Source organism: Sneathiella sedimenti, from assembly GCF_017313765.1.
GTDB lineage: Bacteria > Pseudomonadota > Alphaproteobacteria > Sneathiellales > Sneathiellaceae > Sneathiella > Sneathiella sedimenti.
The window spans coordinates 420,919-446,267 of sequence record NZ_JAFLNC010000002.1 but is presented as its reverse complement, the minus strand read 5'-3'; the positions used below and the strand labels follow the sequence as shown (position 1 = coordinate 446,267).

Here is a 25,349-nt window from a genome sequence, read left to right as displayed (position 1 = left end):
GGCTTTAGTCGACGGCGGTAGCAGGTTGTTTTCCCGGAATCAGCCGCACCGCCGTGCCATATGCGAGAATTTCCGCCGACCCAGCCAGGACCATGGACGTTGTAAAGCGCATGCCGACAATGGCATCCGCGCCTTTCAGCCTCGCTTCGGCAATCATCCGATCTGCTGCCTGTTCACGGGCTTCCGCCATCATCTTGGTGTATTCCCGAACTTCGCCGCCGACAAGATTACGCAACGCGGCGATGATGTCCGTCCCGATATGTTTCGCACGGATCACGTTGCCCCGCACCAGCCCTATCACTTCGGCAATTTCCTGGCCGCTGATCTCATCTGTAGTAGTGACAATCATTTTTACTCTCACTGGTCGATATTCTGCTCATAGAAATCGTCTTCGGCGTTACCGTAGCGCTGTAAAAGCACGCGAACCAGCAGGTATATGAAAATCGCCAGGACGATAAAAAGGACAGTCCCGATAGGAAAGGGGGAAGTTGCACCTGCAAATATTAAGAACAACAGGTACGCCAGACCTCCAAAAACAGCCAGTATCAGTGCTATCGTATCAAGCTTCATGAAACCAGACCCTTCATCCAAAAATCTCTGTTAAATTGTATACATTGATCACCGAGTAAATCATGAATAGCATAAAATCCTTTCACAAAACTAAATGACAAAAAACCGTCGCAAATAGTGTCGACTGGCCGCTTTGGATGTAAACTAAGGGATTGTGGGCACGCGCCGCCTAAGTTATGGTGCAAAAACGGTTCAGCTACCTGCCGCAAAGTTGACATTTTCAATTGGCAGATATGAACGCTGAAAGTGAATTTCGCGCGTATTTGTTGACCTCTGAGGGGAAAGGACGGGAGCCAATGACCAGATTGCCGGCGACGAGATACTCCATATCCCTGCTTTCTTCCCTGGCACTTGCCATCCCCCTGTCCGGTTTCATTTCAGTGTCAGCGCATGCGGATACCGGCGCTTCTGCGCGGCCGGCGGTAGAAGTAAACCTGCAAGCACTAAAATACTCAAACCCGCTGCTGAATGTCCCGACCCGGATTATTGATGGTGAGTCGGTGATTATCCTGACGCCGCCGTCGATGAAGAAAAATACCTCTTCTGCACCGGCTCAAGAAATCGTCACACCGCTCATAAAGCCGGCTCTTTCACTTCCGGAAACAACTGTCGCAGCCGCTCCTCCCGTCCCTGTCCCTCCGCTCAATCCCGCGAAGCTGCCAGAACCGGCAGAAAAGGCGAAGTTTGAGGATGTCGCCACCCCTGTCGTCAAGATGGACACAGCGCCGATCCCGACCCCTGACGTTGCGGAAGAGACAAAAAGCGATGTCGCGACATTAGCGACGGATAAGCTTGTAGAATCAGCCGATACAGCGCCGGTGCAAGTAAAAGAGGAACCAGTAGAAGCTCCCCAGACATCGACGGAGACTATGGCGGCAACGCAGGCCGACACGGCGGAAAAGCAGACCAAGACACTGGCGGAGGAGGAGGTCAAGCTCGCTGCCATCGCGCCCGACGCGGGTACAGCTGCGTCAACTACATCATCAGGCGTTAATGACAATATCACGCGAATCCTGTTCGCCGAAGGCGTTGCAGACCTGCCGACAGAGGCGCAAACCACCCTGCAGGTCATCGCCGACCAGTTCAAGGATGGCGACCGGCGCAATGTCCAGCTCCTCGCCTATGGTAGCGGAAACAGCGTCAGCGCCGCACGCCGTCTTTCGCTTGGCCGGGCGCTCGCAATTCGCTCCAAACTGATGGAACTTGGTGTCAATAACAGGCAGATTGAAGTACGGGCACTTGGTGAGCCGAAAGGCGACGGACCGTCAGACCGCGTTGATCTCCTAATGATTACAAGGTAACCATGTCAACAATTTCCAATGTCGAAACCCACAGCCTGGCTGGTACGCCGAACATAAAGAAACCCCGGCGCTATCTGATCCGAATGACCATTTTTATCGGCGTTGCAGTTGCGATCTCCGCCTTTCTCTATCCACAACTCCAGACCGCTTTTTTCGCCAATCCTCTCCTGAACGGCCTTATCATTCTGGTCCTGCTGTTTGGTATCCTGTTCATTTTCCGCCAAGTCTTGATGCTGACCGGGGAGATTAACTGGACCCACAGTCTGCGCCGTCTTGAATCGTCGCAACCCACGGTGCGGCCGCCGCGCCTGCTGGCACCCCTCTATACCATTTTCAGTGACAGCAACGGGCCAATCCGGTTAAGCGCCGTGACGATGAATACGTTGCTGGACAGTGTCAGCGCGCGTCTTGATGAAGGGCGCGATATTTCACGCTATCTGATCAACGTTCTGGTTTTCTTGGGCCTGCTCGGCACTTTCTGGGGGTTGCTGGAGACGGTGGCGTCTGTGGGGGATGCCATTTCCACGCTCAATGTCGGTGGCGGCGGTGATTTCGTCGCTATTTTCGATGAGTTGAAGCTTGGACTTGAAAAACCACTGTCGGGCATGTCGATTGCCTTTTCGTCCTCCCTCTTCGGGCTGTCAGGATCATTGGTTCTGGGTTTCCTCGATATGCAGGCCGGCCAGGCGCAGAACCGTTTTTACGGCGACCTCGAGGAATGGCTGACATCCATCACCCGTTTCAGCAGCTCCGGCTCTGCCGTCATCGCCGACAGCGACCAGAGTGTTCCCGCTTATGTTCAGGCCCTTCTCGAACAAACGGCGGAAAGCCTGAACAATCTTCAACGCACCCTCGCCCGCAATGAGGACAAGCGCGGGTCGGCGGAAAACTCCCTCATCAACCTGAGCGAACGTCTGGCCGCGCTCACCGACCAGATGCGGACGGAACAGGACCTGCTGGTCAAGCTTGCCGAAGGGCAGACGGAACTGAAGCCCCTTTTTGAACGGCTTGCCAAATCGGCAGAAAGTGCCGGACTTGACCAGTCAAGCCGCAATCATCTTCGCAATCTGGATGTGCATATGGTCAGAATGTTGGAGGAAAGCGCGGATGGCCGTGAACAGGTCGTTCAGGAAATCCGCAGCGACATCAAACTGCTGACCCGGACAATCGCCGCTATCGCAGAAGAAAGCCGCCGTGGTTGAGACAATGCCCGCTGTAAAAGACGGAGTGAGCTATGGCTCGTAGACGCCGCGGACAACGCGCCCCATACGAGATTTGGCCAGGCTTTGTTGATGCATTGACCACCCTGCTGCTGGTGATCATCTTCCTGCTGGTGGTCTTTGTGCTGGCGCAATTTTTTCTCTCCCAGGCCCTGTCGGGACGCGACGCGGCGCTTGAAAAGCTCAACCAGCAGGTCAATGAACTGGCCGACCTCCTGGCGATCGAGCGACGAACCAGTGCAAACCTTGAAAACCAGATCACCCAGCTCAACATTGATATGACAAAACTCGCGGAGGAACGGGACAACGTCATTATCCAGCTTGATACCCTGACCAGCCGCGCCCTTTCTGCCGAGGAAGACCGGGATCGCCTGACAGTCCTGCTCCGCGAGGAAAAGGACAAAACCGCGGCGATGGAGGAAAAACTGGACGTAAGCGAGGCAAGCCTGAAAGCCAATCTCGCCGAACTTGAAAGCCTCAAGCGGGATATTGCCGCGCTGGAAGAAACACGCAAGAATCTTGAGGAGGAGGTCGGCAAACTCGCCGCCACGATCGAGGAAAAAGATACGGTAATAGGTAATCTGCGTGATCGCAGCAAGGAGCTGGAAACCAACCTCGCCGATGAACAGGAACGCACTGTTCTGGCCCAGAAGGATATCGAGGAACGCGAAATCCGCCTTGCCGAGCTTCAGACCCTCTATCTCCAGACACAGGACAAGCTGACCGAGGAAGAGGCCCTTTCCGCCGCCGCGCGATCGCAGGTCGCGGCCCTCAATGCCCAGATCAATACCCTTCGAAATGAACTCGCCAAGCTCAATCAGGCTCTTGAGGCAAGTGAGGCGAAGGATGTAGAGCAAAACGCGCAAATCGCCGATCTCGGCAAACGGCTTAATCAGGCGCTTGCGGCCAAGGTGCAGGAACTGCAGCAATACCGGTCCGAGTTTTTCGGGAGACTGCGGGAGGTGCTGAAAAACCGGCCGGGCATCAGTATCGTCGGCGACCGCTTCGTCTTCCAGTCGGAAGTCCTCTTTGATGCGGGTCAGGCGGAACTGGGACCGGAAGGCAAACAGGATATGGCGAAATTCGCGGCCACGCTGCTGGAAATCGCCAAGGATATTCCGAAGGAAATTGACTGGATCCTGCGGGTTGACGGCCATACGGACAGCCAGCCCATCAGCACGGCGCGCTTCCCGTCCAACTGGGAACTATCCGTCGCCCGCGCCCTTTCCGTAACGAAATTCCTGATTAGTCAGGGTGTCCCGCCAAAGCGGCTGGCCCCAACCGGCTTTGGCGAGTTCCAGCCAATCGATACCCGCGATGACGAGATCGGCTATCTTCGGAACCGGCGGATCGAACTCAAGCTGACGGAACGCTAGCCGGTGGCGGGCAAGGGTCGGAATATTCTTGTCATCAAGCATGGCGCGCTTGGCGACGTAATCCTAGCGCAGGGGCCATTTCAGGCGATCCGTGCCCATCATGGCGACGCGCGGATAGTGTTGCTGACAACCCGCCCCTTCGCCACTTTTCTTGAGAAATCCGGCCTGTTCGATGAAATCTGGATCGATGAGCGTCCGAAAATCTGGCAGTTGTCCAAACTCATACCGCTAATCCGGAAACTGCGCCGGGGGAAGTTTGACCGGGTGTACGATCTTCAGACCTCTACCCGCACGAATTCTTACTTCAGTTTCTTTCCAAAACGGCGGAAGCCGGAATGGTGCGGTGTCGCCAAAGGGTGTTCCCACCCCCATGACAGCCCGCTTCGCACCAAGATACACACGATCGAGCGGCATATTGACCAGTTGAAGGTGGCCGGCATCGACACTATCCCGCCCGTCGATTTTTCCTGGGCAATGACCGATATCTCGAGGTTCAGCCTGCCCGCGAAATATGCCTTATTAGTCCCTGGCGGCTCCGCTCATCGGCCGGAGAAACGCTGGCCTGCGATCCGCTTCGCCGAGCTCGCCACCTATCTGCATGAACAGGGTATTACGCCCGCCCTGATCGGCGGCAAGGCGGAGGCCGAGGCAATTGCAACAATCAAGGACGCCTGTCCCACGGCCCTCGATCTTTCTTCAAAAACGGACTTTGGTGATATTGCCTCTCTTGGCGCGGGCGCCGTTCTGGCAGTGGGAAATGACACCGGCCCCCTGCACCTGATTTCCGCCGTTGGCTGCAAGACGGTCGTTCTCTTCTCTCGCGCGTCCGACCCCAACATGTCTCGCCCTCGCGGCCGGGACGTCCGGGTTCTGCGCGAGGATGATCTCGCCGACCTTTCGCTTGAGAAGGTAATTGGTGAGCTGGATCTCGGGACATGAGCGAAACGGCAAAATCCGTCCTCTGGTGGGGCCGGTTTGATCCGGAGTATTCCCGCAACAGAATCCTCCGGCAGGCATTTCGGGCCCTTGGCTGGCGGATTAACGATTTTCGCCCCCATATCAGTCCCCTTGGAAAATTAGAGGCGACGATAAATGGCGTTAAAAAACCTGATCTCCTCTGGCTTCCCGCTTTTCGTCAGCGGGATATGGCAGCCGCGGCGAAATGGGCCCGTCGGCACGGCGTTCCGCTCCTCTTCGATCCGATGATATCTGCCTATGACAAGCAGGTGTTCGAACGGCGGAAGTTTGCGGAGAAAAGCCGCAAAGCGAAAGACCTTCTTGAAAAAGAACGTAGGATCTTCTCAAAAGCTGATCGGATCATTGCCGATACCGCCGGCCATGCGGCCTTCTTTGCCGATACTTTCGGACTCGAGCCGGATAAAATCCACGTCATTGCGGTCGGCGCGGAAGAAAAGCTGTTTACCCCCGCCCCACTGGCTGAGAAAGCATCTGAGGAACCGCTGGAAGTCCTTTTCTATGGGAGTTTTATCGGTCTGCAGGCACCGGAGATAATTGTCGAGGCGGCGAAGCTGTGTGACGACCTCCCGCTCCGCTGGACCTTACTTGGGGACGGTCCGCGAAAGGCCGTATGCGAGGCCGCAGCCGCCGGTCATCCGTCGATCACCTTCGAAGACTATCTGCCGTATGAGAAATTGCCGGCACGCATCCATGAGGCGGGAATCCTGCTTGGCGTTTTTGGGACAACTGACAAGGCGGCACGGGTGATCCCCAACAAAGTCTATCAGGCGCTAGCTTGTGGCCGGACAGTGATAACACGTGAATCGACAGCCTATCCCGCACCAAAGAACACAGGGCTTATCGAAATCCCGCCAGGAGACCCCAAGGCGCTTGCCGATCGCGTCCGGCAACTCACCCTGGCCCGGACAGAGCTTGAGTCCTCTGGCGCCGCCGCACGGGCCTATTATGAGCAACATTTCAGCCAGCAAACCATTCATGGCCAGCTGGCAGGCGTACTCAACGACGTTCTAGGCGGATAACGCGCTTCGGCCCACGTCGAACTGGAGCTTGGCCAGCTTGGCGTAAAGTCCCCCTTCAGCCATCAGTTCCACATGGGTGCCCTGATTAACGATACGCCCATTTTCCAGCACGATAATCCGATCGGCATTTAGCACGGTCGCAAGCCGATGGGCGATGACCAGTGTCGTCCGGTTTTGCATAAGATGCTCAAGGGCGATCTGCACCTGCCGTTCGCTTTCCGCGTCAAGAGCGGAGGTTGCCTCATCCAGCAATAGGATTTCTGGGTCCCGCAGGATGGCGCGGGCGATAGCGATCCGCTGCTTCTGGCCACCGGACAGTTTGATCCCCCGCTCACCAAACTCGGTGTGAAACCCGTCCGGCATGGCATCGATAAACTCGGTAGCGACGGCGGCCTCGGCCGCGGCGCGCACCTCGGCATCGCTCGCCTCCGGCCGGCCATAGCGGATATTTTCCATGGCGGTATCGGCGAAGATCACCGCATCCTGCGGCACCAGACCCATCAGCGCGCGAAGACGGACCGGATCCACCTCAGCTATATTGATCCCATCGATGGTAACGCGTCCCGACTGCGGATCATAAAAGCGCAGTAGAAGCTGGAAGATTGTCGTCTTGCCCGCCCCGCTCGGCCCGACAAGGGCGACAGTCTCGCCTTTTTGAATTTCGAGCGAGAAGTCATTCAGCGCCGCCTGATCCGGCCGCGAAGGATAGTGAAAGGTGACATTGTCGAAATGGATATTTTTCTCTATTGACGATCCAATTGGCAGGGGGGCTGTCGGAATGGAGACCGTTGGCTCTTCCGCCAGCAGTTCCAGCAACCGTTCCGAGGCACCCGCTGCCCGCTGCAACTCGCCCCAGACTTCACTGAGCGAACCCATGGAACCCGCGACGATAACCGCGTAAAAGACGAAGGCGCCCAATGTGCCTGCGGACATACTGCCGTCGACAACAGCGGTCGCGCCGCTCCAGAGAACAAAATCGATCGCGCCGAAAATTAGAAGGATGACGAGGGCGGTTAGCCAGGCGCGCGCGGTGATGCGCCTGATGGCGATGCGAAAGCTGGTCTCGACATCCGCACTGAACTGCGCCCGGTCATGATCCTCATGGGTATAGGCCTGGGATGTTTGTATGGCACGCAAGGTTTCATCGGCGCGGGAACTGACGGCGGCGATGCTGTCCTGATTCGCCCGGCTGAGCTTGCGTACCATCCGTCCAAAGACAATGATCGGCACCAGCACGAGAGGCACAACCAGCAGCACCATCCCCGAAAGGGCGGGGCTCGTATAGATAAGGAACGCAAGGCCCCCGATGAAAAGCAGGAAATTGCGGAGCGCCACCGAAATCGAGGATCCGATGACAGTCTGGATCAGGGTCGTATCGGTTGTCAGGCGCGACAGAACTTCCCCCGTCCGGGTAACTTCGAAAAATGCGGGGTTCAGAGTCAGGACATGATTGAATACCGCTTTACGGAGATCGGAAATGACCCGCTCGCCAATCCAGGACACCAGAAAATAACGGCTGAACGTGGCGACGGCGAGCAAGGCGACCACCCCCATCAGCTCGATAAACACACGGTCGAGGCTTCCCGCCCCGGCGGTAAATCCCTTGTCCAGAAGATCGCGTATTGCCTGCCCGATCCACAAGGTGGTGCCGGCCGCGACAATAAGCGCGATCAGGGCACCGAAAACCTGCAGCTTATAGGGCTTGACGAATCGCCAGAGCTGCCAAAGGCGAGTCACCACCTGTTTAGACTTTTCCTTTTTATCCGCATCGGTGGCGATTCCGTTTACATCAGTCACGCAGCAATTCCTGCCATTGTTCTGTCATAAAAACCAGCTCTTGGGTGTAACGGTCATAGCCAGGAATGCAAGAAAAAATGCCAAAAAACATATCTTTGCTTGCCATAATGCCCAAGCTTTAATATAAGGCCCGCTGAACGAATTTTAGCGTCCCCCAAAGGGTGAACCGACATGAAAAAAGATATACATCCCGATTACCACACGATCACTGTCGAAATGACCGATGGAACTACCTTTGAAACCCGCTCGACTTACGGCAAAGAAGGCGATGTTTTGAAACTGGACATCGACGTGAAAACGCATCCGGCATGGACCGGTGGTCAGCAGCATCTACGTGATGATGGCCAGGTTGCGAAGTTCAACAAGCGTTTCGCTAACTTCGGCATCAAAGCCAGCTAACGAAAATCTGAACCTGCAAGGGTTCCCGGATCAGGCGCTCAATTTGAGCGCCTTTTTTGTCGCCGGATTTTGAATATCCGGACCATGAGGCTATTGCCTGGCACGCTGAAAGGCGTGCTTGCCCTGCTCATCCAGACGGACCAGCCTCTGATACAGGTGTTCGCTCCGTTCCAGCAGGTAAAGCAACCCCTCCGGCAATAGTTCCCGGCCGGACAATGGCTTGTCGACGAGGCAGATATCCAGATGCTGGAGATGGCATTCGTCTTCCTGCGATTCTTCCAGCGTGATCTCCCCTTCCTGCAATGCCCGCTGGAACATAAGCCAGGACATGCTTTCCGTAAGTCTTGTCGTCAGCCGCAATGATTCAGCCGCATAGACGAAACTGGCCTCCGCCGGCATGGCCCGAGCTGCCGTCTGCCCCGGACCCGCAAGATAGGCACGCGCCTCCTTCACCAGATCCAGCGCCTCATCATATGTCCGGGTAAAAAAGATGGTATTCGCCCCTGATTGCGCTCCATCATCATTGCTGACGCCCATCGGCTGTCCTTTGCTGTGTAAATGAACGGAAATTACTCCGGATTTGCTGAAAAAAACTAGCGCCCAAAAGTTAATTTTCCATATTTTCAGCTCTTGAAACTCCTGAAAAGCGTCACATATAAGGGTCATCGGATGCCAATTTTGGGTCTGATAACAAGGGTTTGGCCCTCTTTGGGCGGCCCGCATATATATTGCTTCACAGGAGGATATAACCATGCGTACTTATGATTTTTCACCCCTGATGCGTTCAACCGTCGGTTTCGACCGGATAGAGCAACTTTTCCGCGGCCTGGAACGCGCGACAGCGGACAACAGCTTCCCGCCTTACAATATTGTGAAAACGGATGCTGACCATTACCGGATCACAATGGCCGTCGCCGGCTTTACGGAGGATCAACTCGAACTGGTCGCCAACCAGAACAGCCTGAAAATCAGCGGCAAATCCCTGGAAGAAAAGGAAGAAGTCGAATATCTGCATCGCGGCCTTGCAGCCCGGTCCTTTGTGCAGAATTTCGAGCTTGCCGAAACGATCAAGGTGGTCGGCGCGTCTATGGAAAATGGCCTTCTCCATATAGATCTCGTCCGGGAAATTCCTGAGGAACTGAAACCCCGCACAATCGAGATCAATAAAGGTAAGCTCATCGAGAGCAAAGCCGCCTAATCCGGCGACTTACCAACCAGAGATAGCCCGCCCCTCCGGCGGGCTATTATTCTTACGGCGCAATTTGACAATTCATTCATGGCGCCCACCGACAAGGACAGATATATTATTGGGAAAAAGTTTTAATAGTTTCAGGTGCCCAGCCCATGTCCTCACTTATCTCCACCAAAGTTGATTTCGATAAAGACGGTATTCAGCATGGATATCTGCAATTGCTGCATTCCGTACACCGGTCGGCCTATGGATATATCCCGATCCCTATTGCCAGCATGAAGAACGGGGATGGCCCGACCGTCCTTCTGATGGCGGGAAACCACGGAGACGAGTATGAAGGCCAGGTGATCCTCTCTACCCTGATCCGGACCCTGCCTCTCGAACAGATACGCGGGCAGTTAATCATCCTGCCGATGGCGAATTTCCCGGCGGCCGAGGCGGGCCTGCGCACCTCCCCGCTCGACCAGGGGAACCTTAACCGCTCCTTTCCCGGCAGCGATACCGGGACGCCGACCCAACAGATCGCCCATTATATCGAGCATACCCTGCTCGAGCGCGCGGATTACCTGTTTGACCTCCATTCCGGCGGCAGTTCCCTATTTTACACACCGACTCTGCTGTTTTCCGTGTCGGAGGACGATCCTCACTTATCACTGAAGCGGGAAATCGCCGACGCCTTCAGCCTGCCGCATACGCTGTATTTTCAACGAAGCGATGCCGGAAGTTTCTCGTCGGCGGCCGCGTTTCGCAAAGGCGTGTGCAGCATCCTGACCGAACTGGCGGGCGGTGGCACTGTCTCAAAGGGCCTTCCGAAACTTGCCGGAGACGGTCTATTGCGCTCTCTCCACCGAATTGGCGTGATAACCACCGCACCGGAATCCTCGCCCAAGAAGGGCCGTATCTTCAATGAGGAAGGCAGTATTTTCGCAACGGAACCCGGCGTCTATGAACCGCTTGCCGATCCCGGCGAAGACGTCAGGAAGGGACAGCCGGCGGCACTCATTCATCGCACGGAGACTCCCGGCCGGGAACCGATTGAGCTGTTTTTCGAGGCAGACGGGGTCATCCTCGCCAAGCGGCAGCCGGCACGGGTCGTGCGCGGGGATTGCCTGTTTCATATCGGGCAAGGCGAAGAAAAAAGCTGAGTAGCGTTGTTAGGGTCGAGCTGGGAAACCGATAATGGATGATATTCTCCTTGCCGTTGCCGTCAGCTTCATGGCCTTTCTCTCAACCAGTTTTGATAATCTTTTCCTGCTTGTCACCTTGTCACTGCATCCGAAGTACGGCGTTGCCAAGGTGCGGCAGGGGTATCTTCTGGCTGTCCTTCTCATGATCGGCATTTGCCTGATTTTCGCCCATGGCATCCAGAAACTACCCGCCGAAATCATTCCCTATATCGGGTTTGTCCCGCTGGGAGTTGGCCTTTACGAGCTGTGGCACCTCGTCCGCCCTCATAAATCAACGGCGCGCGCTTCGTCTGATGTCATCCCCAAGGCGGGCGGCAGCTTTCTTACCATAACGCTGATTATGATCGCTCATAGCTGGGATTCCATTGCCGTGCTGGCCCCGCTCCTCTCAGATACCCGCCCTGGTTTGATCGGCTGGATGGTCGCAAGTGTCCTGCTGGCCGCCACCGCATTCACCTTTGGCGCGCAGAAGGCCATTGGCCATCGGCGAGCTAGATCACTGCTGGAACGCTATGCGCCGAAAATCCTGCCCTTCCTGCTGATCGGCGTCGGCCTCTATATCCTGACAAACACCCCGACAGACATCACGTAATAATAGACGCTTAGGACTTTATCAATTTACGGGAGTTCGCTATTTTAACGACTTAACCCTCAGTTGTTTCGGGATAAGTCTATTGAAACCATACTTTCGCGTCCTAACTCTCGTCTTTGTTGTCTTCCTCGCCAGCGGCTGCCAGGAACGGATACAGCCGGTCTACAATTCTGAGAATGTCCCAGTTCCACAAGGCCTTGTCTTTACGTCACTTGAAGAGGTTGGCAAGGCAATCAAACAGGCCGGTGCCAGCAAGAATTGGAAAATGAAAGACACCGGCCCCGGCAAGATCGAAGGCGTGCTTAGAATTCGAAATCATCAGGCCGATGTTCGAATTGATTATTCATTGATCAGCTACTCCATTACCTATGCTTCAAGTGTCAATTTACTGGCTAACGGATACGGGATCCATCGCAACTACAATCAATGGATCCGTGATCTTGAAGCGGCAATCAATGTGAAGCTATTGACTCTTGCAAACACCACAAAGAACGAAAAATTGTCGTCTGACGATAAAACAATGTTGGAAGCCTGGAAACGCGTGCAAAACAGCAATGACCCTCTGCCAATACAGGAGTTTATGGACACCTACAGCGACGGCCCCTTTATAGGGCCTGCACAGGATCGACTTGACCTTTTGGCGCAGCGACGCGTAAGCGGGGTAAAGACTTTTGATCCGACCGGTAACTGGCAGGTTATAGTTCGATATCAAAGAGGGCCTGATAATATTAGTGCCTGCCCGAAAAGCGCCCGGTGGAGTTTCATCCTCGATTTCAGACGAGGAAAGTTCTCAAATACTTATTGGGATGGCAACCTTCCGCTCTATCTAACCGGCGAAAATTATGATGATTTTGTCGATTTAAAACTGAACGGTCCACTTAATTCAGGTGAATTTGAATGGAAGGATAGATTTAAAATAAACAGCGACGAGGAATGGTTTGAAGCAAGTGCAAATGGAGCTTGCCCGGGAATAATGAAACTCCATATGAAGAAAGCTGATACAGTCGGCGACATATCAGGTGCCTCCGGCCAAGTTAGTGAAAACTACAATGGATTTGATCCAACAGGTACCTGGCAGGTTTTTGCCAATTATAAATCATCCAGCGGGGCGTCGGCGTCCTGCATTCAAAATGTCAATTGGAGTTTTCCTCTGGATTTCCATCGGGGAATTATCTCAAAAGCGGTCTATAGCGGACGAACCGCTCTCCATCTGAATGGTGAAAACAATCCCGGTCATGTAGATTTACAAATAAACGTGCCGGCTGGCGGGACTCTGTGGCGATGGACCGAGCGTTTCGTTCTCGACGGCCCGGACAAGTTTTTCCGGGCGGAGTCACCCAGCGGCGGCGGGCACTATGGCCAGTGCCACGGTGTTATCAGTATGCGGATGCAGAAAACAAATTGACAGAAGAATGATAAGGCTGCGCAAACGCGCTATTTCTTTACAGTCTCGAACGTCTCGAACAATTCAAGGAATTCGTTATCGACGGGTTCGGGTTTATGGGTGGTCTGGTCGGTGTTGACCCAGACGATCTCCCCTGTGCAATAACGGGTTTCCTCGCCTTTTGCAAAAATGGCCAGAGCGAAAGTGATGGAGGATCGGCCTATTTTCTCAATCCGGACACCGACCTCAATCTCAGCGTCGAACAAGATCGGCTTTTCATACAGGACCAGCGATTTCACGAGGTGGAAATCCTTCCCGGTCCGTTTCACATAGTCCTGATGGTTATAGCCCAGATGACGGAAAAATTCCGTAATGGCCGTATCAAAATAGGTCAGGTAATGAGCATTGAAAACAACGCTCTGTGCGTCGATCTCGGAGTAGCGCACACGAAAAGGATGAAAAAAGTGAAATTCCTGACGGGCCATTGGGTTATCTCTATTTTTCTTGTTTCGCCAATATTCCGGATAATGCCTTTTGCCAATCCGGCTGGTCAATGCCAAAAACCCGTTTAATCTTTGAACAATCAAGCACGGAATTCTTGGGACGCTCCGCAGGAACAGGAAAATCCTCCGTCGGGATGGGATTGAGGACGGGCGCCTCCGCATGCCGGGCAAATATGGCCTGTGCAAAGCCATACCAGGTCACGGCCGGCGCGCCGCAATAATGGAAAATGCCCCAGTCTTTAAATCCCGGCTGCCGGACAGCTCCGGCAATTCGCAACAGGCTTGTCGCGATATCATCCGCCGCGGTCGGTCCGCCGGTCTGGTCATCGACAATGTTGAGTTCCTTATGACTTTCCGCCAACCGGAGCATGGTGTTGACAAAATTCTGTGCGCCGCCGAAGACCCACGCTGTCCGCAGAATGATGTATTTTTGTGATACCGCGGCGGTGCGGGCTTCCCCCTCCGCCTTGCTTTCCCCATAGATACTGAGCGGCGCGACAGGATCATCCTCCAGATAGGCACCGTCTTTCCTGCCATTGAATACAAAATCCGTCGAGATATGCAGGAACGGGATATCCTTTTTCGCACAGGCAAGTGCCAGGTTTTCCGTCCCCTGGGCGTTAATGGCGAAGGCCGCCTCCCCCTCCTCTTCCGCCCTGTCTACGGCCGTATAGGCGGCAGCGTTGATCACTATATCGGGAGAGATTTCGCCAACTCGCGTCTGAACGGCGGACAGGTCCGTAATGTCGAGCGCCTGACGGTCGAGCGCAATGACGTCGATCTTATGAGACGGCGCAAGTTTCTGCAGCGCCTGCCCTACCTGGCCGCCAGCCCCGGTGACCAGTACCTTCATTGGCCTGTTGTTCCGAGGCCAAGGCGTTCCTGTGTATAATCTGCGGCAACCGCCTTCACCCAATCAAGGTTTTCGAGATACCAGTCGACGGTTTTCTCAAGGCCGGTTTCCAGATCCAGGGATTGCGACCAGCCGAGTTCCGCCTCTATTTTCGAGCAGTCCACCGCGTAGCGGGCGTCATGTCCCGGTCGGTCGGTCACGAAACGGATCAAGTCCTCGTGCGGTGCTTTTTCCGGGAATTTCTTGTCCATTATCTTGCAGATGCTGCGGACCATATCGATATTTGTCCGCTCGGCCCGGCCGCCAATCATGTAGGTCTCCCCGATTTCACCGGAGGCCACTACCTGTTGCAGGGCGGCGGCATGATCCTCCACATAGAGCCAGTCGCGGATGTTCTCTCCCTTGCCGTAAACCGGCAGTTCCTTGCTTTTCAGGCAGTTCAGGATAATCACCGGCAGAAGTTTTTCAGGGAACTGATAGGGTCCGTAGTTGTTGGAACAGTTGGTCACCAGCACCGGCAGGCCATAGGTACGGTGCCAGGCTCGCGCCAGATGATCGGACCCCGCCTTGCTCGCTGAATAGGGTGAGTTGGGATCATAAGGGCTCGTTTCCGAGAACAATCCTTCCGGGCCAAGTTCGCCATAGACTTCATCCGTCGAGACATGCAGGAAACGGAAACTTTCCTTTGTAGCTCCCTCCAGGGCGCGCCAATAGTGGTAAGCCGCATCCAGCATGGTGAAGGTACCGACGAGGTTTGTCTGGACAAAATCCGCCGGACCATCGATCGACCGGTCGACATGGGACTCCGCCGCCAGATGATAGACCGCGCTTGGCTTGTATTTGGTGAACAGTGCACCAATTCCATCCCGATCGCAGATGTCAGTTTGTGAAAAGTGATAATGCGGGCTGTTGCTGACGGGTTTCAGGCTTTCGAGCGATCCGGCATAGGTCAGCTTGTCGATAATCAAAACATCTTCCTTGCCCTGGTCGATCAGGTCGCGGGCAAGGGCGGATCCGATAAAGCCCGCTCCTCCTGTGACAAAAACAGTCATCTGGTTTCCTTGAATTCGAATAATCTTGTCTGATCTTTTAATAGAGGCAAAATCTTATCTTTTTCTGAAAGAATCGCCTTTTCCGTCGATACGGACCAATTAATATTCAAATCCGGATCATTCCAGAAAATACCGCAGTCATGCTCCGGGCTGTAATAATCCGTTACCTTGTAAACAATTTCCGTATCCGGTTCCAATGTGCAATAGCCATGGGCAAAGCCAGCCGGCACCCAAAGCTGACGCCAGTTGTCCGCCGACAATTCCACCGCCACATGTTGACCGAAGGTCGGGGAGCCCACCCGGATATCCACCGCGACATCGATAACCGCGCCACGGAGGACCCGCACCAGCTTGCCTTGCGCCTTCGGATCCAGTTGGTAGTGCAACCCCCGCACGACACCTGCCTCGGCGTTATAGGCATGATTGTCCTGCACGAAGGTAAGGTCTAGCCCCGCTTCTTTCAGCGTCTGAGCGTTCCAGACTTCGGAGAAAAACCCCCTGTCATCCCCGAACTTTTTCGGACACAGGATTTGTACGTCTTTAATCGCCGTCTCTTCAATCTGCATGCTCAGTCACGTCCTTAAACACTACGCTTCCGGGAACCCCGGAACACCTTCATCACGGTTTTTTGTTATAAAGTAAACAGTCCGGATAGCTAACCGTAAAAACGACGTGCTCCAAAACTTCTTTGTTTGACAGGAACTCGATCGAGTATCTGAAAACTGCCCCCACTGTTATCGCCGCAAGCGACGCCTTGCTTGTACAGCGCTTCGCAAGAATCCGCCCCTTAAAATTCTGAGGCCAATACTTACTTTGCTTTATGGTATTTTTTTGTTCTTTGGCCACGTAAAAAGACAACATAAGCCCTTCGGCCTCTAGATTAGTAGTCTTCAGGGCTAGTCCGTCCACATCAGGCGGTTCATGTTTGGCGGCCGCCACCTGAAACAATCCCATGACCCGCTCCACCAACCGTGGATCAACACGATCACCGTTCGGCCAGTGCCGGACTTTTTCAAAGCGAGACTCAATGGCATTCTGATTGGCAAGCGGCAAGTCGCTGGCAACGCAAAATCCCTTGTCCATTTTGTTCGACGCCGTGCTCGTCCCTTTGCTGCCAAAGATTCTCATTCGGAATTCATAGTCAAAACCGTTGTTCAGCAAAAACCGAATATCAGGATCCCGACACGCGCTGAGGCTCAGGTCATCGATAAAGTTGCTGGCTACATTTTCCCGGACAGCATTCAACAGGTCGGCGCCATCGAGCTGGTCAAGCCGATAGTCAAAATGATCCAGTATTTGCTTCTCCACAATCTCGCGAAACGTAAAATCCAGACCCGGAGGCATCACGCCGACTGGCCTGCCTAGCGTCTTTGCATAGACTCGTTCCGCCGCTGACCGCTCTTCCGGGTCCGAGGGCCAGACATTGTGAGCCGCCTGCCGCCCAGTGCCGGCACAGGCGGCCAAGGCCATTATCATGATCAGGAAAACAAACGATTTCATGTCGCCTCAGATAGCAATTGCTATCCCAACAGTATAAAGCGCTTTTGTATATCTTCATCCATTAAATGCCCCACGCCGAGATGAGAACTTTTGTCTATCCTAGGCTCGCAAATTCAGGGTATGGTTCATAGAAAACAACAGGGATTATCATGTACAAACTATTCTATTCCCCCGGCACCATTGCCCTGACACCCCATATTGTCCTGGAAGAGATCGGAGCGTCATTCGACGCCATCCGGGTCAATTTCGCAGATGGCGAGCAGACGAAACCGGATTATCTCAAAATCAATCCAAAGGGGCGCGTTCCCGCGCTGATCACCGAGCAGGGCATCCTGACCGAGACGCCGGCCATCCTCCTCTATCTCGCGCAAAAGCATCCAGATGCCAAACTTGCGCCGCTGGATGATGTGTTTCAACTTGGCAAGATGCAGTCCATCAACAGCTACCTCAGTTCAACAGCACATGTGAACCACGCTCATCGCAGACGCGGCACCCGCTGGGTGACTGAAAAATCCTCTATCGAGGATATGGGCCGCAAAGTGAAAAGCAATATGGAAGATTGCTTCGCCCTTATTCAGTCAGAAATGTTTAAGGGTCCCTGGGTAATGGGGGACGACTACAGCGTCGCTGACCCCTATCTCTTCACGGTGAGCCGCTGGCTCGAAGGCGACGGTGTCAACATCGCGGATTTCCCGAAAATTGAGGCGCATTTTGCCCGTATGATGGAGCGCCCGGCTGTGCAGCGCGCGCTGGCGCTACACACAGCCTAGTCCCTAGCGCTTGATCGGCTTGTATTTAATGCGGTGCGGTTCGGTCGCTTCCTTGCCGAGGCGTTTGCGTTTGTCTTCCTCATAGGCCTCGAAATTGCCCTCGAACCATTCCACATGGCTGTCGCCCTCATAGGCGAGGATATGGGTGGCAATCCGGTCGAGGAACCAGCGATCATGGCTGATGACCACGGCGCAACCGGCGAACTGTAGCAGCGCCTCTTCCAGCGCCCGGAGGGTATCAACGTCGAGGTCGTTGGTCGGCTCGTCGAGGAGGAGGAAGTTGCTGCCGGCCTTCAGCATTTTCGCGAGGTTGACGCGGTTGCGTTCCCCGCCCGAAAGCTGGCCGACCTTCTTCTGCTGGTCCGAGCCCTTGAAGTTAAAGCCTGACACATAGGCGCGGCTGTTGATCTCCTTCTTGCCGAGATAGATGATCTCGTTCCCTTCGGAAATTTCCTCCCACACATTCTTGTTGGGATCGAGCGTGTCACGATCCTGATCGACATAGCCGAGCTGTACTGTCGGGCCGACCTTGAAGCTGCCGGTATCCGGCTTTTCCTGGCCTGTCAGCAGTTTGAAAAGGGTCGTTTTACCGGCGCCGTTCGGCCCGATCACGCCAACGATCGCCCCTGCCGGGAGCTTAAAGTCCAAGCCGTCGATCAGCAGTTTATCACCGAACGCCTTGGAGACGTTCTCCGCCTCGACCACCAGATCGCCAAGACGCTGACCCGCCGGGATATAAATCTGCATCGCATCGGCCTGCTTGGAATTCTGCTCGGCCAGCAAATCCTCATAGGCACTGATACGGGCCTTGGATTTGGTTTGGCGGCCCTTTGGCCCCTGCCGGATCCATTCCAGCTCCCGATCCAGCGTTTTCCGCCGTGCATCCTCGGCCTTGCCTTCCTGCGCGAGGCGTTTCTCCTTCTGCTCCAGCCAGCTTGAATAGTTGCCTTCCCACGGAATGCCGTGGCCACGGTCAAGCTCTAATATCCAGCCCGCCACGTTGTCGAGGAAATAACGATCATGGGTCACGGCGACGACGGTGCCGGAATAGTCATGCAGGAAGCGCTCCAGCCAGGCGACACTCTCGGCATCGAGATGGTTGGTCGGCTCGTCGAGCAGCAGCATATCCGGCTGCGACAGCAGCAAGCGGCACAGTGCAACGCGGCGACGTTCCCCGCCCGAGAGCTTGGTGACATCGGCGTCGCCTGGCGGACAACGCAGCGCGTCCATGGCAATCTCCACCTCGCGGTCGAGATCCCAGAGGTTCTGCGCATCGATCTGCTCCTGCAGCTCGCCCTGCTCCGCGATCAGGTCATTCATCTCATCATCGGTGAGGTCCTCGGCGAAACGGGCGGAAATCTCGTTGAATTTATCGAGGAGCGCCTTCTTCTCGGCCACCCCATCCATGACATTGCCAAGCACGTCCTTTGCCGGGTCCAGCTCCGGCTCCTGCGCGAGATAGCCGACCTTGACCCCGTCGGCAGCCCAGGCCTCGCCGGTGAACTCGGTCTCGATCCCCGCCATGATTTTAAGGAGCGTCGACTTACCCGCGCCGTTGAGGCCAAGCACGCCAATTTTCGCGCCCGGGAAGAAGGAAAGCCGGATGTCTTTCAACACCTGCTTGCCGCCCGGATAGGTCTTCGACAAACCATTCATCACATAAATATACTGATAAGACGCCATAGGGATTTCCGCTCCTGATCCACAAATAATTCGCTGCGCCCCTTTTAGCGAAGGGACGTGAGGAACGCAATTGTTGTGATGAGATGAGGAGCGGTTTCTTGAATAGCTATCAAGTGCATAGCAGTAGATAAAAAGTATTAGTCGTATATGGCTCACATCACGGTATTTTTTCTAAGTAAACCTGCGCCCCCATCATAGTTGGAATGATAAAATTTTCCAACTTGCCAGATAGTTCCACAAAATTGGCGAACTTATCGGCATTTCTCCACATATATTGAAATACATACTTTCGATATGGGGTCTCAATTACTTTGACAAAGAAAAATACATTGAGTTTTGGACTCAGTGTATTATACATACCGGTTGTATCCAATCCATCGCAAAACAACATACCCGCACGTACGCGATCAGACTCAACTAAAAAGTGACCTGGATAGTCCGGACTTTCTTTCGGATAGGTAAAAGAACTGTTGGGAAAGTTATAGTCGCGAAATTCTGATTTCTTACATGTTTTTGCATAAGCTTTAAGGCGTTCGGCCCAATACTGACCGGCAAAATCTGTTCTAGGTTCTTTAAAGCCTGTAGTTGTTACCTGAATAATTTCTGACCAATTATCTAACCTCTCAGCCTTGGGGATGTATTTCAAAATAGAACTGCGAAGGGTCTGATCTTTTAAAATCAAGGTAAATGTATTGGGAATTTCAAAAAGAATGTGTGTCCCAGGCCTATTAACTCCTCCACCCAATAGCAAACCGTATTGTCTCGCTTTTTGCAACAGATAGGGATGTTGCGCTCCTGCATTTATTGCGTTCTGGAAATCTTCTTTTGCGTTTTCATCATTGTTAAGTTTTTCATAAAGGAGTCCCCTGCTTAAAAGGGCCTGATGATTGTTTGGATCTCTATCCAACGCCTCCGCAAATTCACGAAAAGCGGATTTAAAGTCTCTTTTTTCAACGTAAATCAATCCCTTGCTAACAAACAAAAGAGCATTGTTCGGGTCTAGTTTTATAGCTGAATTCAAATCATCCAACGCAACCGAAAATTTCTTTTGATACCCATACGCCATGCCCCTTTTTCTAAGATACGTGGCTCGCTCTTTATCCGAAATCTCGGTTAATTCAAGACAAAGAGTATAAAATTGAATTTCTAATTTGTGATATTTTCGCGCGTCTGCACTGGGATTTTTTTTACAGCTCTCAAGCATCGTCCCATTTACCATCGAGGGGAGGCTTGTGATGCCGAGAATGAATATAAATAAAACTGTGAGATATCTCATTATCCTCCACCCCTATTACTAGAAAATATGGATTTCATTCCTCTTCTAACATTCAATATCCCTGTTCTGGTAGTCAATTTTGCCTTTTTTGCGCATAAATACACACTGATTCAAAGCCAACTCCCTCACCCCACAAATAAATCCGCGGGCATCAGGCCGGTGGTCATCGCATACAGTAACAGCGTGACGGTCAGGACCGAGAGCATGGTGGTGAGCAGGATGGTGGCCGAGGCACGCTCGACCCAGACGCCATATTGCTGGGCAATGACAAAGACATTCGTCGCCGTTGGCAGCGCCGCCAGCAGGACAGCGGTATAGACCCAGATGGGGTCAAAATCCCCGAACCAGCTTAAACTTAGATACATCAGCACTGGATGCACCACGAGGTTAAAGGGGATGATAAAGGTGAGTTCCACAGGTACACGCTTGAGCGGCCGGAGGGCCAGCGTTACCCCCATCGCGAAAAGGGCGCAGGGCGCGGCGGCCTGGGCGAGATAATCGATCAATCGCTCAATCGGCGTCGGCGGCGTGAACTCTATGATCGCCGCCGCCACACCGACAATGGTCGCAATGATAAAGGGATGCAGGAAGACCTTCTTCGCGATCTGCCCGAGCAGCGCTGCGACATGCCGCTCCTTCCCGCCCGAAAGCGCCATCATCGTCGGGGCGACGATAAAATGCAGGACATTCTCGAAACAGAAGATCAGTGCGAGGGGGACGGCGGCCGCCTCCCCGAAGGTCAGCAGCGCAATCCCCGGCCCCATATAGCCGATATTGCCATAGGCACCGGCGAGGCCCTGAATGGTTGCCTCCGGTGTGGTTGCCTTCACCAACAGCCGGGCGATGGCATAGACGATCAGGAAGATCACAAAGGTGGTAGAGACGTTGGTGGTGATAAACTCCCAGCTTGTTAGCTTTTCGATTGGCGTTTTTGAGAGCAGCTTGAAGAACAGGCAGGGCAGCGCGACATAGATGATAAAGGTATTGAGCCAGCCCATGGCTTCGGCTGGCTGCTTTGTGATCCGCGCCGTGAGATATCCGAGCAGGATCAGCCCGAAAAGGGGAAATACAAGCCCGGCAATTTCGGCCATTTAACGCCTACCCTGTTGTTGTACTAATAGTCCTGCCCGGCTTTTACAGCAGGCAGGACTAATTCCTAAACCCTTATTCCGCGGCGAGGGTTTCCACATCCCCTTTTTCAAAGCGATCGAGCAGGCTTTCCCGCTCGGCTTTCGCGGTTTTCAGATGCTGCTCCTTCACATGGCCAAAGCCGCGAATATGCTCCGGCACAGACGCAATCTCGACGGCAAGCGCAAGATTGTCCTTGGTGAGCTTCGCGGCGATTTCGGTCATCGTGTCGGCATATTCCGTGATCAGCGCGCGCTCCGTTTTACGTTCCTCGGTCTTGCCGAAAGGATCAAGCGGGGTCCCGCGCAACCCCTTGAACTTAGCCAGCAGGCCGAAAGCCTTCATCATCCATGGGCCAAACTCCTGCTTGATGAGATGGCCGTTTTCAGGATTTTTCTTCGCGAAAATCGGCGGGGCCAGATGGAACTTGAGCTTGAAGTCCCCCTCAAACTGGTCATTCAGCTTTTTGGTAAAGCTGCCATCCGTATAGAGCCGCGCAACCTCATACTCATCCTTATAGGCCATCAGCTTGAAGTAATACCGCGCAACAGCCTCGGTCAACATCGTGGAGCCGGGCTGAACTGCCGCCTCCGCCTTGCCGACCGTCTCGATCAGCTTCAGATAGCGTTTGGCATAGCGGCTATTCTGATAGCCTTTCAGAAAATCACTGCGCTTTTCAATCATGCTGTCCAGCGTCTCAATCTCGATAACGTCTGCCGAGGATTCCGGCAAGGCGATTTTCTCGACCTCTTTTCGGCTGGCGGCGGCCTTTCGGCCCCAGGCGAAGCTTCGCTTGTTGGCGTCAACCGCGATGCCGTTAAGCTCTATCGCCGTCTCAATGGATTTGAGCGACAGCGGAATGGTGCCCTGCTGAAAGGCGTACCCCAACAGAAACAGGTTCGCCGCGATGGAATCCCCCATCAGCGCGGTCGCGAGTGTCGTGCTGTCGATAAAGTCAGCCTGCTCCCGCCCAAGGCTCTGGCTCAGCAGATCGGTCAACGTATCCCGGTCCATGGCGAGGTCCGGTGTCAGGGTGAATGCTGCAACAGGGACGACATAATCATTGATAATCGCCTTGGTCCGGCCAAGATCGTACGTCTGTAACGCGTCCTGGCTCGCGGCGACCACAAGATCGCAGCCGACAACCACGTCGGTCTGGCGGCTCGGGATACGGGTACCGGCAAGCTCGGACGCGGAGTTCGCGATGCGCACATGGCTCATCACCGCGCCGTTCTTCTGCGCGAGGCCCGTCTGGTCGAGGATCGAAGCTCCCTTCCCTTCCACATGCGCCGCCATCCCAAGCAGTGCACCAACAGTGATCACCCCTGTACCGCCAATGCCTGTCACCAGAATATTATAGGTGCCGTTAATGGCTGGGGCCGCGGGTTCCGGCAGCCCTGCCGCCGGGTTCATGATATCGATATCGCTTGAGGAGACTTCCCGCTTCTCCGGCTTTTTAAGTCCGCCGCCCTCGACGGTGACAAAGCTCGGGCAGAAACCCTTCACGCAGGAAAAATCCTTGTTACAACTGGACTGGTCAATCACGCGCTTCCGCCCGAATTCAGTCTCCAGCGGTTTCACGGAAACGCAGTTTGAGACAACGCCGCAATCACCACAGCCTTCGCAGACCAGCTCATTGATGAAAGCGCGCTTCGCCGGATCGGGGAACGCGCCCCGCTTGCGCCGGCGGCGTTTCTCGGCGGCACATGTCTGGTCGTAGATCAGGGCCGACACACCCTCAACTTCCCGTAAGTCCCGCTGGACCTTATCCAGGTCGTCACGGTGGAAAATCTTCACACCCGGCGCCCATTTCGTATCGCTAGCGTATTTATCGGGCTCGTCCGTCACGACGACGATCTTCTTCACACCCTCGGCATGCACCTGCTGACTGATCAGCCAGGGCGAGAGTGGCCCGTCAAACGGCTGGCCGCCCGTCATGGCGACAGCATCATTGAACAGGATCTTGTAGGTGATATTCACATCTGCCGCGCAGGCAGCCCGGATTGCCAGCAAGCCGGAGTGATAGTAGGTACCGTCACCCAGATTCTGGAAGATATGTTTCTCGTTGGTAAAGGGAGCCTGGCCAATCCAGTTCGCCCCCTCCGCGCCCATGTGGGTATAGGTTTCGGTGCGCCGGTTCGGCATATAGACCGCCATCGTATGGCAGCCGATCCCGGCCATGGCCCGGCTTCCTTCCGGTACATTGGTGGAGGAGTTATGCGGACATCCCGAGCAGAACCACGGCGAGCGTGTGACTGGAGCAGCGGGCATGGCATTGCCACTTTCGCGCGCCTCGGCCACGCTGATCCCTTCCATCACACTTTCAGACAGATCGCGAAGTTTCAGGCGGGAAGCAATCGCCCGCGCGACAAGAGCCGGCGTCAGTTCCCCATCGGACGGGAGCAACATCTCCCCTTCCTCATCCTCTTTACCAACGAGCATCGGGTGCATTTCCATGCCATAGAGGATTTTCGCGATCTGATCCTCGATCAGGCTGCGCTTTTCCTCAACGACGAGAATTTCATCGAGCCCAACGGCAAATTCAACCAGCCCTTCAGGCTCTAACGGCCATGGACAGGCGACCTTGTAAACCGACAGCCCAATTTCCTCGATTTCCTTCTCATGGATTCCGAGGTCCCCAAGCGCCTGTTCCACGTCCAGCCAGGATTTGCCCGTTGTGACAATACCAAACCGCCGCTCCGTCGAATCATGGGTTATCCGGTCGAGCTTGTTGGCGCGAACGAAGGCCTTGACCAATGGGATCTTATGCCGCATCAGCCGCGTTTCCTGCGCGAGGGAGTTATCGGGCCAGCGGATATGAACGCCGTCGGCCGGCGGATCGATATCATCGGGAATGACAATGTCTACCCGATCCGGTCCGACATAGGCCGTCGCTGAACTTTCAACCGTATCGGTAAGGCATTTCATGCCAACCCAGGCGCCGCTATAGCGTGAGAGGGCGATACCATAAAGCCCGTAATCGAGATATTCCTGAACCGTTGCGGGATTGAGAACGGGAATCATCGCCGAGACCAGCGCCTGTTCACTCTGATGCGCCACCGTCGATGATTTTGCCATATGGTCATCGCCCATCAGGACAAGGACACCGCCATGTTCCGATGTACCGGCCATATTGCCATGCTTGAAGACGTCACCGGAACGGTCAACGCCCGGCCCCTTGCCGTACCAGATGCCGAACACGCCATCGAAATCGGTCTTGCCGAACATGGGAAGCTGCTGCGTGCCCCAGATGCTGGTCGCCGCCAGATCCTCGTTCACCCCCGGCTGAAAATGAATGTCGTTGTTTTTAAGAAAGGGCTTGGCTTTCCAGAGACTCTGATCATAAAGCCCAAGTGGCGAGCCGCGATAGCCGGAGATAAATCCGCCCGTCTTCAGTCCCGCAGCTGCATCGCGCTGACGCTGCATGATCGGGATGCGTACAAGCGCCTGCGTGCCGGTGATAAAGACCTGCCCGGTTTCAAGCTCATATTTGTCATCAAGACTGATTTTTGCCGCTTCACTCATTTTTCTTGTTCTCCCGCGCCCCGGGATCATTTTGTCAGATGGAG

The 25,349-nt window shown here is 54.5% G+C and carries 24 protein-coding genes; 11 read left to right on the top strand and 13 right to left on the bottom strand.

Translation table 11 applies throughout. From position 1 onward, the window contains the following. Window positions 1-4: 4 nt before the first annotated feature. Window positions 5-349 carry a heavy metal-binding domain-containing protein gene (locus J0X12_RS07250; RefSeq protein ID WP_207043693.1) on the bottom strand — a complete coding sequence of 115 codons (345 nt, stop codon included), beginning with the start codon at window positions 347-349 and terminating at the stop codon, window positions 5-7. An 8-nt stretch (window positions 350-357) separates the two neighbouring features. Next, a complete protein-coding gene (locus J0X12_RS07245; RefSeq protein ID WP_207043691.1) occupies window positions 358-570 on the bottom strand; it encodes a hypothetical protein in 213 nt (70 codons plus the stop codon). Between the two features lie 296 nt (window positions 571-866). On the opposite strand from J0X12_RS07245, the gene J0X12_RS07240 reads away from it, so the two are divergent. Genes J0X12_RS07240 through J0X12_RS07220 form a run of 5 tightly spaced genes read left to right on the top strand, consistent with a single transcriptional unit; the run spans window position 867 to window position 6,464 of the window. Continuing rightward, window positions 867-1,871, top strand: a complete 1,005-nt coding sequence (locus tag J0X12_RS07240; RefSeq protein ID WP_207043690.1) for an OmpA family protein — start codon at window positions 867-869, stop codon at window positions 1,869-1,871. A 2-nt stretch (window positions 1,872-1,873) separates the two neighbouring features. Next, complete coding sequence (locus J0X12_RS07235) at window positions 1,874-3,073, top strand: hypothetical protein (RefSeq protein WP_207043687.1); 1,200 nt, start codon at window positions 1,874-1,876, stop codon at window positions 3,071-3,073. 32 nt (window positions 3,074-3,105) lie between these two features. Continuing rightward, window positions 3,106-4,467 (top strand): peptidoglycan -binding protein, encoded by a 1,362-nt coding sequence (locus J0X12_RS07230; protein WP_207043685.1) that lies wholly within the window; start codon window positions 3,106-3,108, stop codon window positions 4,465-4,467. A 3-nt stretch (window positions 4,468-4,470) separates the two neighbouring features. Further along, on the top strand, window positions 4,471-5,406 hold the full coding sequence (locus tag J0X12_RS07225; RefSeq protein WP_207043683.1) for a glycosyltransferase family 9 protein: 936 nt from the start codon (window positions 4,471-4,473) through the stop codon (window positions 5,404-5,406). Next, entirely contained in the window at window positions 5,403-6,464 is a 1,062-nt protein-coding gene (locus J0X12_RS07220) for a glycosyltransferase (RefSeq protein ID WP_207043681.1), read from the top strand. The genes J0X12_RS07225 and J0X12_RS07220 overlap by 4 nt, the downstream gene beginning before the upstream one ends. Here the strand turns inward: J0X12_RS07220 and J0X12_RS07215 are convergent. Beyond that, window positions 6,453-8,261, bottom strand: coding sequence for an ABC transporter transmembrane domain-containing protein (locus tag J0X12_RS07215; protein WP_207043678.1), 1,809 nt, complete (start codon window positions 8,259-8,261; stop codon window positions 6,453-6,455). The two genes, J0X12_RS07220 and J0X12_RS07215, sit on opposite strands and share 12 nt — an antisense overlap. A gap of 171 nt (window positions 8,262-8,432) precedes the next feature. On the opposite strand from J0X12_RS07215, the gene rpmE reads away from it, so the two are divergent. Beyond that, window positions 8,433-8,660 carry a 50S ribosomal protein L31 gene (gene rpmE, locus J0X12_RS07210; RefSeq protein WP_207043671.1) on the top strand — a complete coding sequence of 76 codons (228 nt, stop codon included), beginning with the start codon at window positions 8,433-8,435 and terminating at the stop codon, window positions 8,658-8,660. A 90-nt stretch (window positions 8,661-8,750) separates the two neighbouring features. Here rpmE and J0X12_RS07205 read toward each other — a convergent pair whose 3' ends face one another. Next, complete coding sequence (locus tag J0X12_RS07205; protein ID WP_207043669.1) at window positions 8,751-9,197, bottom strand: DUF1465 family protein; 447 nt, start codon at window positions 9,195-9,197, stop codon at window positions 8,751-8,753. 214 nt (window positions 9,198-9,411) lie between these two features. On the opposite strand from J0X12_RS07205, the gene J0X12_RS07200 reads away from it, so the two are divergent. From J0X12_RS07200 to J0X12_RS07185, 4 genes are all read left to right on the top strand, one after another. Then, on the top strand, window positions 9,412-9,858 hold the full coding sequence (locus tag J0X12_RS07200) for an Hsp20 family protein (protein ID WP_207043667.1): 447 nt from the start codon (window positions 9,412-9,414) through the stop codon (window positions 9,856-9,858). A gap of 146 nt (window positions 9,859-10,004) precedes the next feature. Next, window positions 10,005-10,997: a succinylglutamate desuccinylase/aspartoacylase family protein gene (locus tag J0X12_RS07195; protein WP_207043665.1), complete on the top strand. Its 993-nt coding sequence runs from the start codon at window positions 10,005-10,007 to the stop codon at window positions 10,995-10,997. A 34-nt stretch (window positions 10,998-11,031) separates the two neighbouring features. Continuing rightward, window positions 11,032-11,631: a cadmium resistance transporter gene (locus tag J0X12_RS07190; protein ID WP_207043663.1), complete on the top strand. Its 600-nt coding sequence runs from the start codon at window positions 11,032-11,034 to the stop codon at window positions 11,629-11,631. Between the two features lie 82 nt (window positions 11,632-11,713). Further along, entirely contained in the window at window positions 11,714-13,036 is a 1,323-nt protein-coding gene (locus tag J0X12_RS07185) for a hypothetical protein (protein WP_207043660.1), read from the top strand. A 29-nt stretch (window positions 13,037-13,065) separates the two neighbouring features. On the opposite strand, the gene J0X12_RS07180 is transcribed toward J0X12_RS07185, so the two are convergent. From J0X12_RS07180 to J0X12_RS07160, 5 genes are read right to left on the bottom strand one after another with little or no spacing between them, the layout of a single operon-like run. After that, window positions 13,066-13,500, bottom strand: a complete 435-nt coding sequence (locus tag J0X12_RS07180) for an acyl-CoA thioesterase (protein ID WP_207043658.1) — start codon at window positions 13,498-13,500, stop codon at window positions 13,066-13,068. Window positions 13,501-13,510: 10 nt separating this feature from the next. Then, window positions 13,511-14,371 carry a dTDP-4-dehydrorhamnose reductase gene (rfbD, locus tag J0X12_RS07175; protein ID WP_207043656.1) on the bottom strand — a complete coding sequence of 287 codons (861 nt, stop codon included), beginning with the start codon at window positions 14,369-14,371 and terminating at the stop codon, window positions 13,511-13,513. After that, the gene (gene rfbB / locus J0X12_RS07170) at window positions 14,368-15,423 is read right to left on the bottom strand and encodes a dTDP-glucose 4,6-dehydratase (RefSeq protein WP_207043654.1); all 1,056 of its coding nucleotides are present in this window, start codon (window positions 15,421-15,423) and stop codon (window positions 14,368-14,370) included. Before rfbB ends, rfbD begins: the two co-directional genes overlap by 4 nt. Next, the gene (gene rfbC, locus J0X12_RS07165; protein WP_207043651.1) at window positions 15,420-15,989 is read right to left on the bottom strand and encodes a dTDP-4-dehydrorhamnose 3,5-epimerase; all 570 of its coding nucleotides are present in this window, start codon (window positions 15,987-15,989) and stop codon (window positions 15,420-15,422) included. The genes rfbB and rfbC overlap by 4 nt, the downstream gene beginning before the upstream one ends. A 52-nt stretch (window positions 15,990-16,041) precedes the next feature. Next, entirely contained in the window at window positions 16,042-16,893 is an 852-nt protein-coding gene (locus J0X12_RS07160; RefSeq protein WP_207043649.1) for a hypothetical protein, read from the bottom strand. A gap of 179 nt (window positions 16,894-17,072) precedes the next feature. On the opposite strand from J0X12_RS07160, the gene J0X12_RS07155 reads away from it, so the two are divergent. After that, complete coding sequence (locus J0X12_RS07155) at window positions 17,073-17,693, top strand: glutathione S-transferase family protein (RefSeq protein WP_207043647.1); 621 nt, start codon at window positions 17,073-17,075, stop codon at window positions 17,691-17,693. A gap of 3 nt (window positions 17,694-17,696) precedes the next feature. Here J0X12_RS07155 and ettA read toward each other — a convergent pair whose 3' ends face one another. The 4 genes from ettA to J0X12_RS07135 form a co-directional block, all read right to left on the bottom strand. Beyond that, window positions 17,697-19,376 (bottom strand): energy-dependent translational throttle protein EttA, encoded by a 1,680-nt coding sequence (gene ettA / locus J0X12_RS07150; RefSeq protein WP_207043645.1) that lies wholly within the window; start codon window positions 19,374-19,376, stop codon window positions 17,697-17,699. 157 nt (window positions 19,377-19,533) lie between these two features. Beyond that, the gene (locus J0X12_RS07145) at window positions 19,534-20,652 is read right to left on the bottom strand and encodes a tetratricopeptide repeat protein (protein ID WP_207043643.1); all 1,119 of its coding nucleotides are present in this window, start codon (window positions 20,650-20,652) and stop codon (window positions 19,534-19,536) included. A gap of 125 nt (window positions 20,653-20,777) precedes the next feature. Then, entirely contained in the window at window positions 20,778-21,743 is a 966-nt protein-coding gene (locus J0X12_RS07140) for an AEC family transporter (RefSeq protein ID WP_207043641.1), read from the bottom strand. A 73-nt stretch (window positions 21,744-21,816) separates the two neighbouring features. Then, window positions 21,817-25,305 (bottom strand): indolepyruvate ferredoxin oxidoreductase family protein, encoded by a 3,489-nt coding sequence (locus tag J0X12_RS07135; protein ID WP_207043638.1) that lies wholly within the window; start codon window positions 25,303-25,305, stop codon window positions 21,817-21,819. Window positions 25,306-25,349 lie beyond the last annotated feature (44 nt).

Excerpts from the sequence above, each read along its gene's own strand:
- rfbC (WP_207043651.1), bottom strand. The coding sequence starts at position 15,989 with ATGCAGATTGAAGAGACGGCGATTAAAGACGTACAAATCCTGTGTCCG.
- J0X12_RS07140 (WP_207043641.1), bottom strand. The coding sequence starts at position 21,743 with ATGGCCGAAATTGCCGGGCTTGTATTTCCCCTTTTCGGGCTGATCCTG.
- ettA (WP_207043645.1), bottom strand. The coding sequence starts at position 19,376 with ATGGCGTCTTATCAGTATATTTATGTGATGAATGGTTTGTCGAAGACC.
- J0X12_RS07205 (WP_207043669.1), bottom strand. The coding sequence starts at position 9,197 with ATGGGCGTCAGCAATGATGATGGAGCGCAATCAGGGGCGAATACCATC.
- J0X12_RS07155 (WP_207043647.1), top strand. The coding sequence starts at position 17,073 with ATGTACAAACTATTCTATTCCCCCGGCACCATTGCCCTGACACCCCAT.
- J0X12_RS07135 (WP_207043638.1), bottom strand. The coding sequence starts at position 25,305 with ATGAGTGAAGCGGCAAAAATCAGTCTTGATGACAAATATGAGCTTGAA.
- J0X12_RS07195 (WP_207043665.1), top strand. The coding sequence starts at position 10,005 with ATGTCCTCACTTATCTCCACCAAAGTTGATTTCGATAAAGACGGTATT.
- J0X12_RS07240 (WP_207043690.1), top strand. The coding sequence starts at position 867 with ATGACCAGATTGCCGGCGACGAGATACTCCATATCCCTGCTTTCTTCC.
- J0X12_RS07180 (WP_207043658.1), bottom strand. The coding sequence starts at position 13,500 with ATGGCCCGTCAGGAATTTCACTTTTTTCATCCTTTTCGTGTGCGCTAC.
- rpmE (WP_207043671.1), top strand. The coding sequence starts at position 8,433 with ATGAAAAAAGATATACATCCCGATTACCACACGATCACTGTCGAAATG.
- rfbD (WP_207043656.1), bottom strand. The coding sequence starts at position 14,371 with ATGAAGGTACTGGTCACCGGGGCTGGCGGCCAGGTAGGGCAGGCGCTG.
- J0X12_RS07190 (WP_207043663.1), top strand. The coding sequence starts at position 11,032 with ATGGATGATATTCTCCTTGCCGTTGCCGTCAGCTTCATGGCCTTTCTC.
- J0X12_RS07200 (WP_207043667.1), top strand. The coding sequence starts at position 9,412 with ATGCGTACTTATGATTTTTCACCCCTGATGCGTTCAACCGTCGGTTTC.
- rfbB (WP_207043654.1), bottom strand. The coding sequence starts at position 15,423 with ATGACTGTTTTTGTCACAGGAGGAGCGGGCTTTATCGGATCCGCCCTT.
- J0X12_RS07250 (WP_207043693.1), bottom strand. The coding sequence starts at position 349 with ATGATTGTCACTACTACAGATGAGATCAGCGGCCAGGAAATTGCCGAA.
- J0X12_RS07220 (WP_207043681.1), top strand. The coding sequence starts at position 5,403 with ATGAGCGAAACGGCAAAATCCGTCCTCTGGTGGGGCCGGTTTGATCCG.
- J0X12_RS07160 (WP_207043649.1), bottom strand. The coding sequence starts at position 16,893 with ATGGCCTTGGCCGCCTGTGCCGGCACTGGGCGGCAGGCGGCTCACAAT.
- J0X12_RS07245 (WP_207043691.1), bottom strand. The coding sequence starts at position 570 with ATGAAGCTTGATACGATAGCACTGATACTGGCTGTTTTTGGAGGTCTG.
- J0X12_RS07235 (WP_207043687.1), top strand. The coding sequence starts at position 1,874 with ATGTCAACAATTTCCAATGTCGAAACCCACAGCCTGGCTGGTACGCCG.
- J0X12_RS07145 (WP_207043643.1), bottom strand. The coding sequence starts at position 20,652 with ATGAGATATCTCACAGTTTTATTTATATTCATTCTCGGCATCACAAGC.
- J0X12_RS07230 (WP_207043685.1), top strand. The coding sequence starts at position 3,106 with ATGGCTCGTAGACGCCGCGGACAACGCGCCCCATACGAGATTTGGCCA.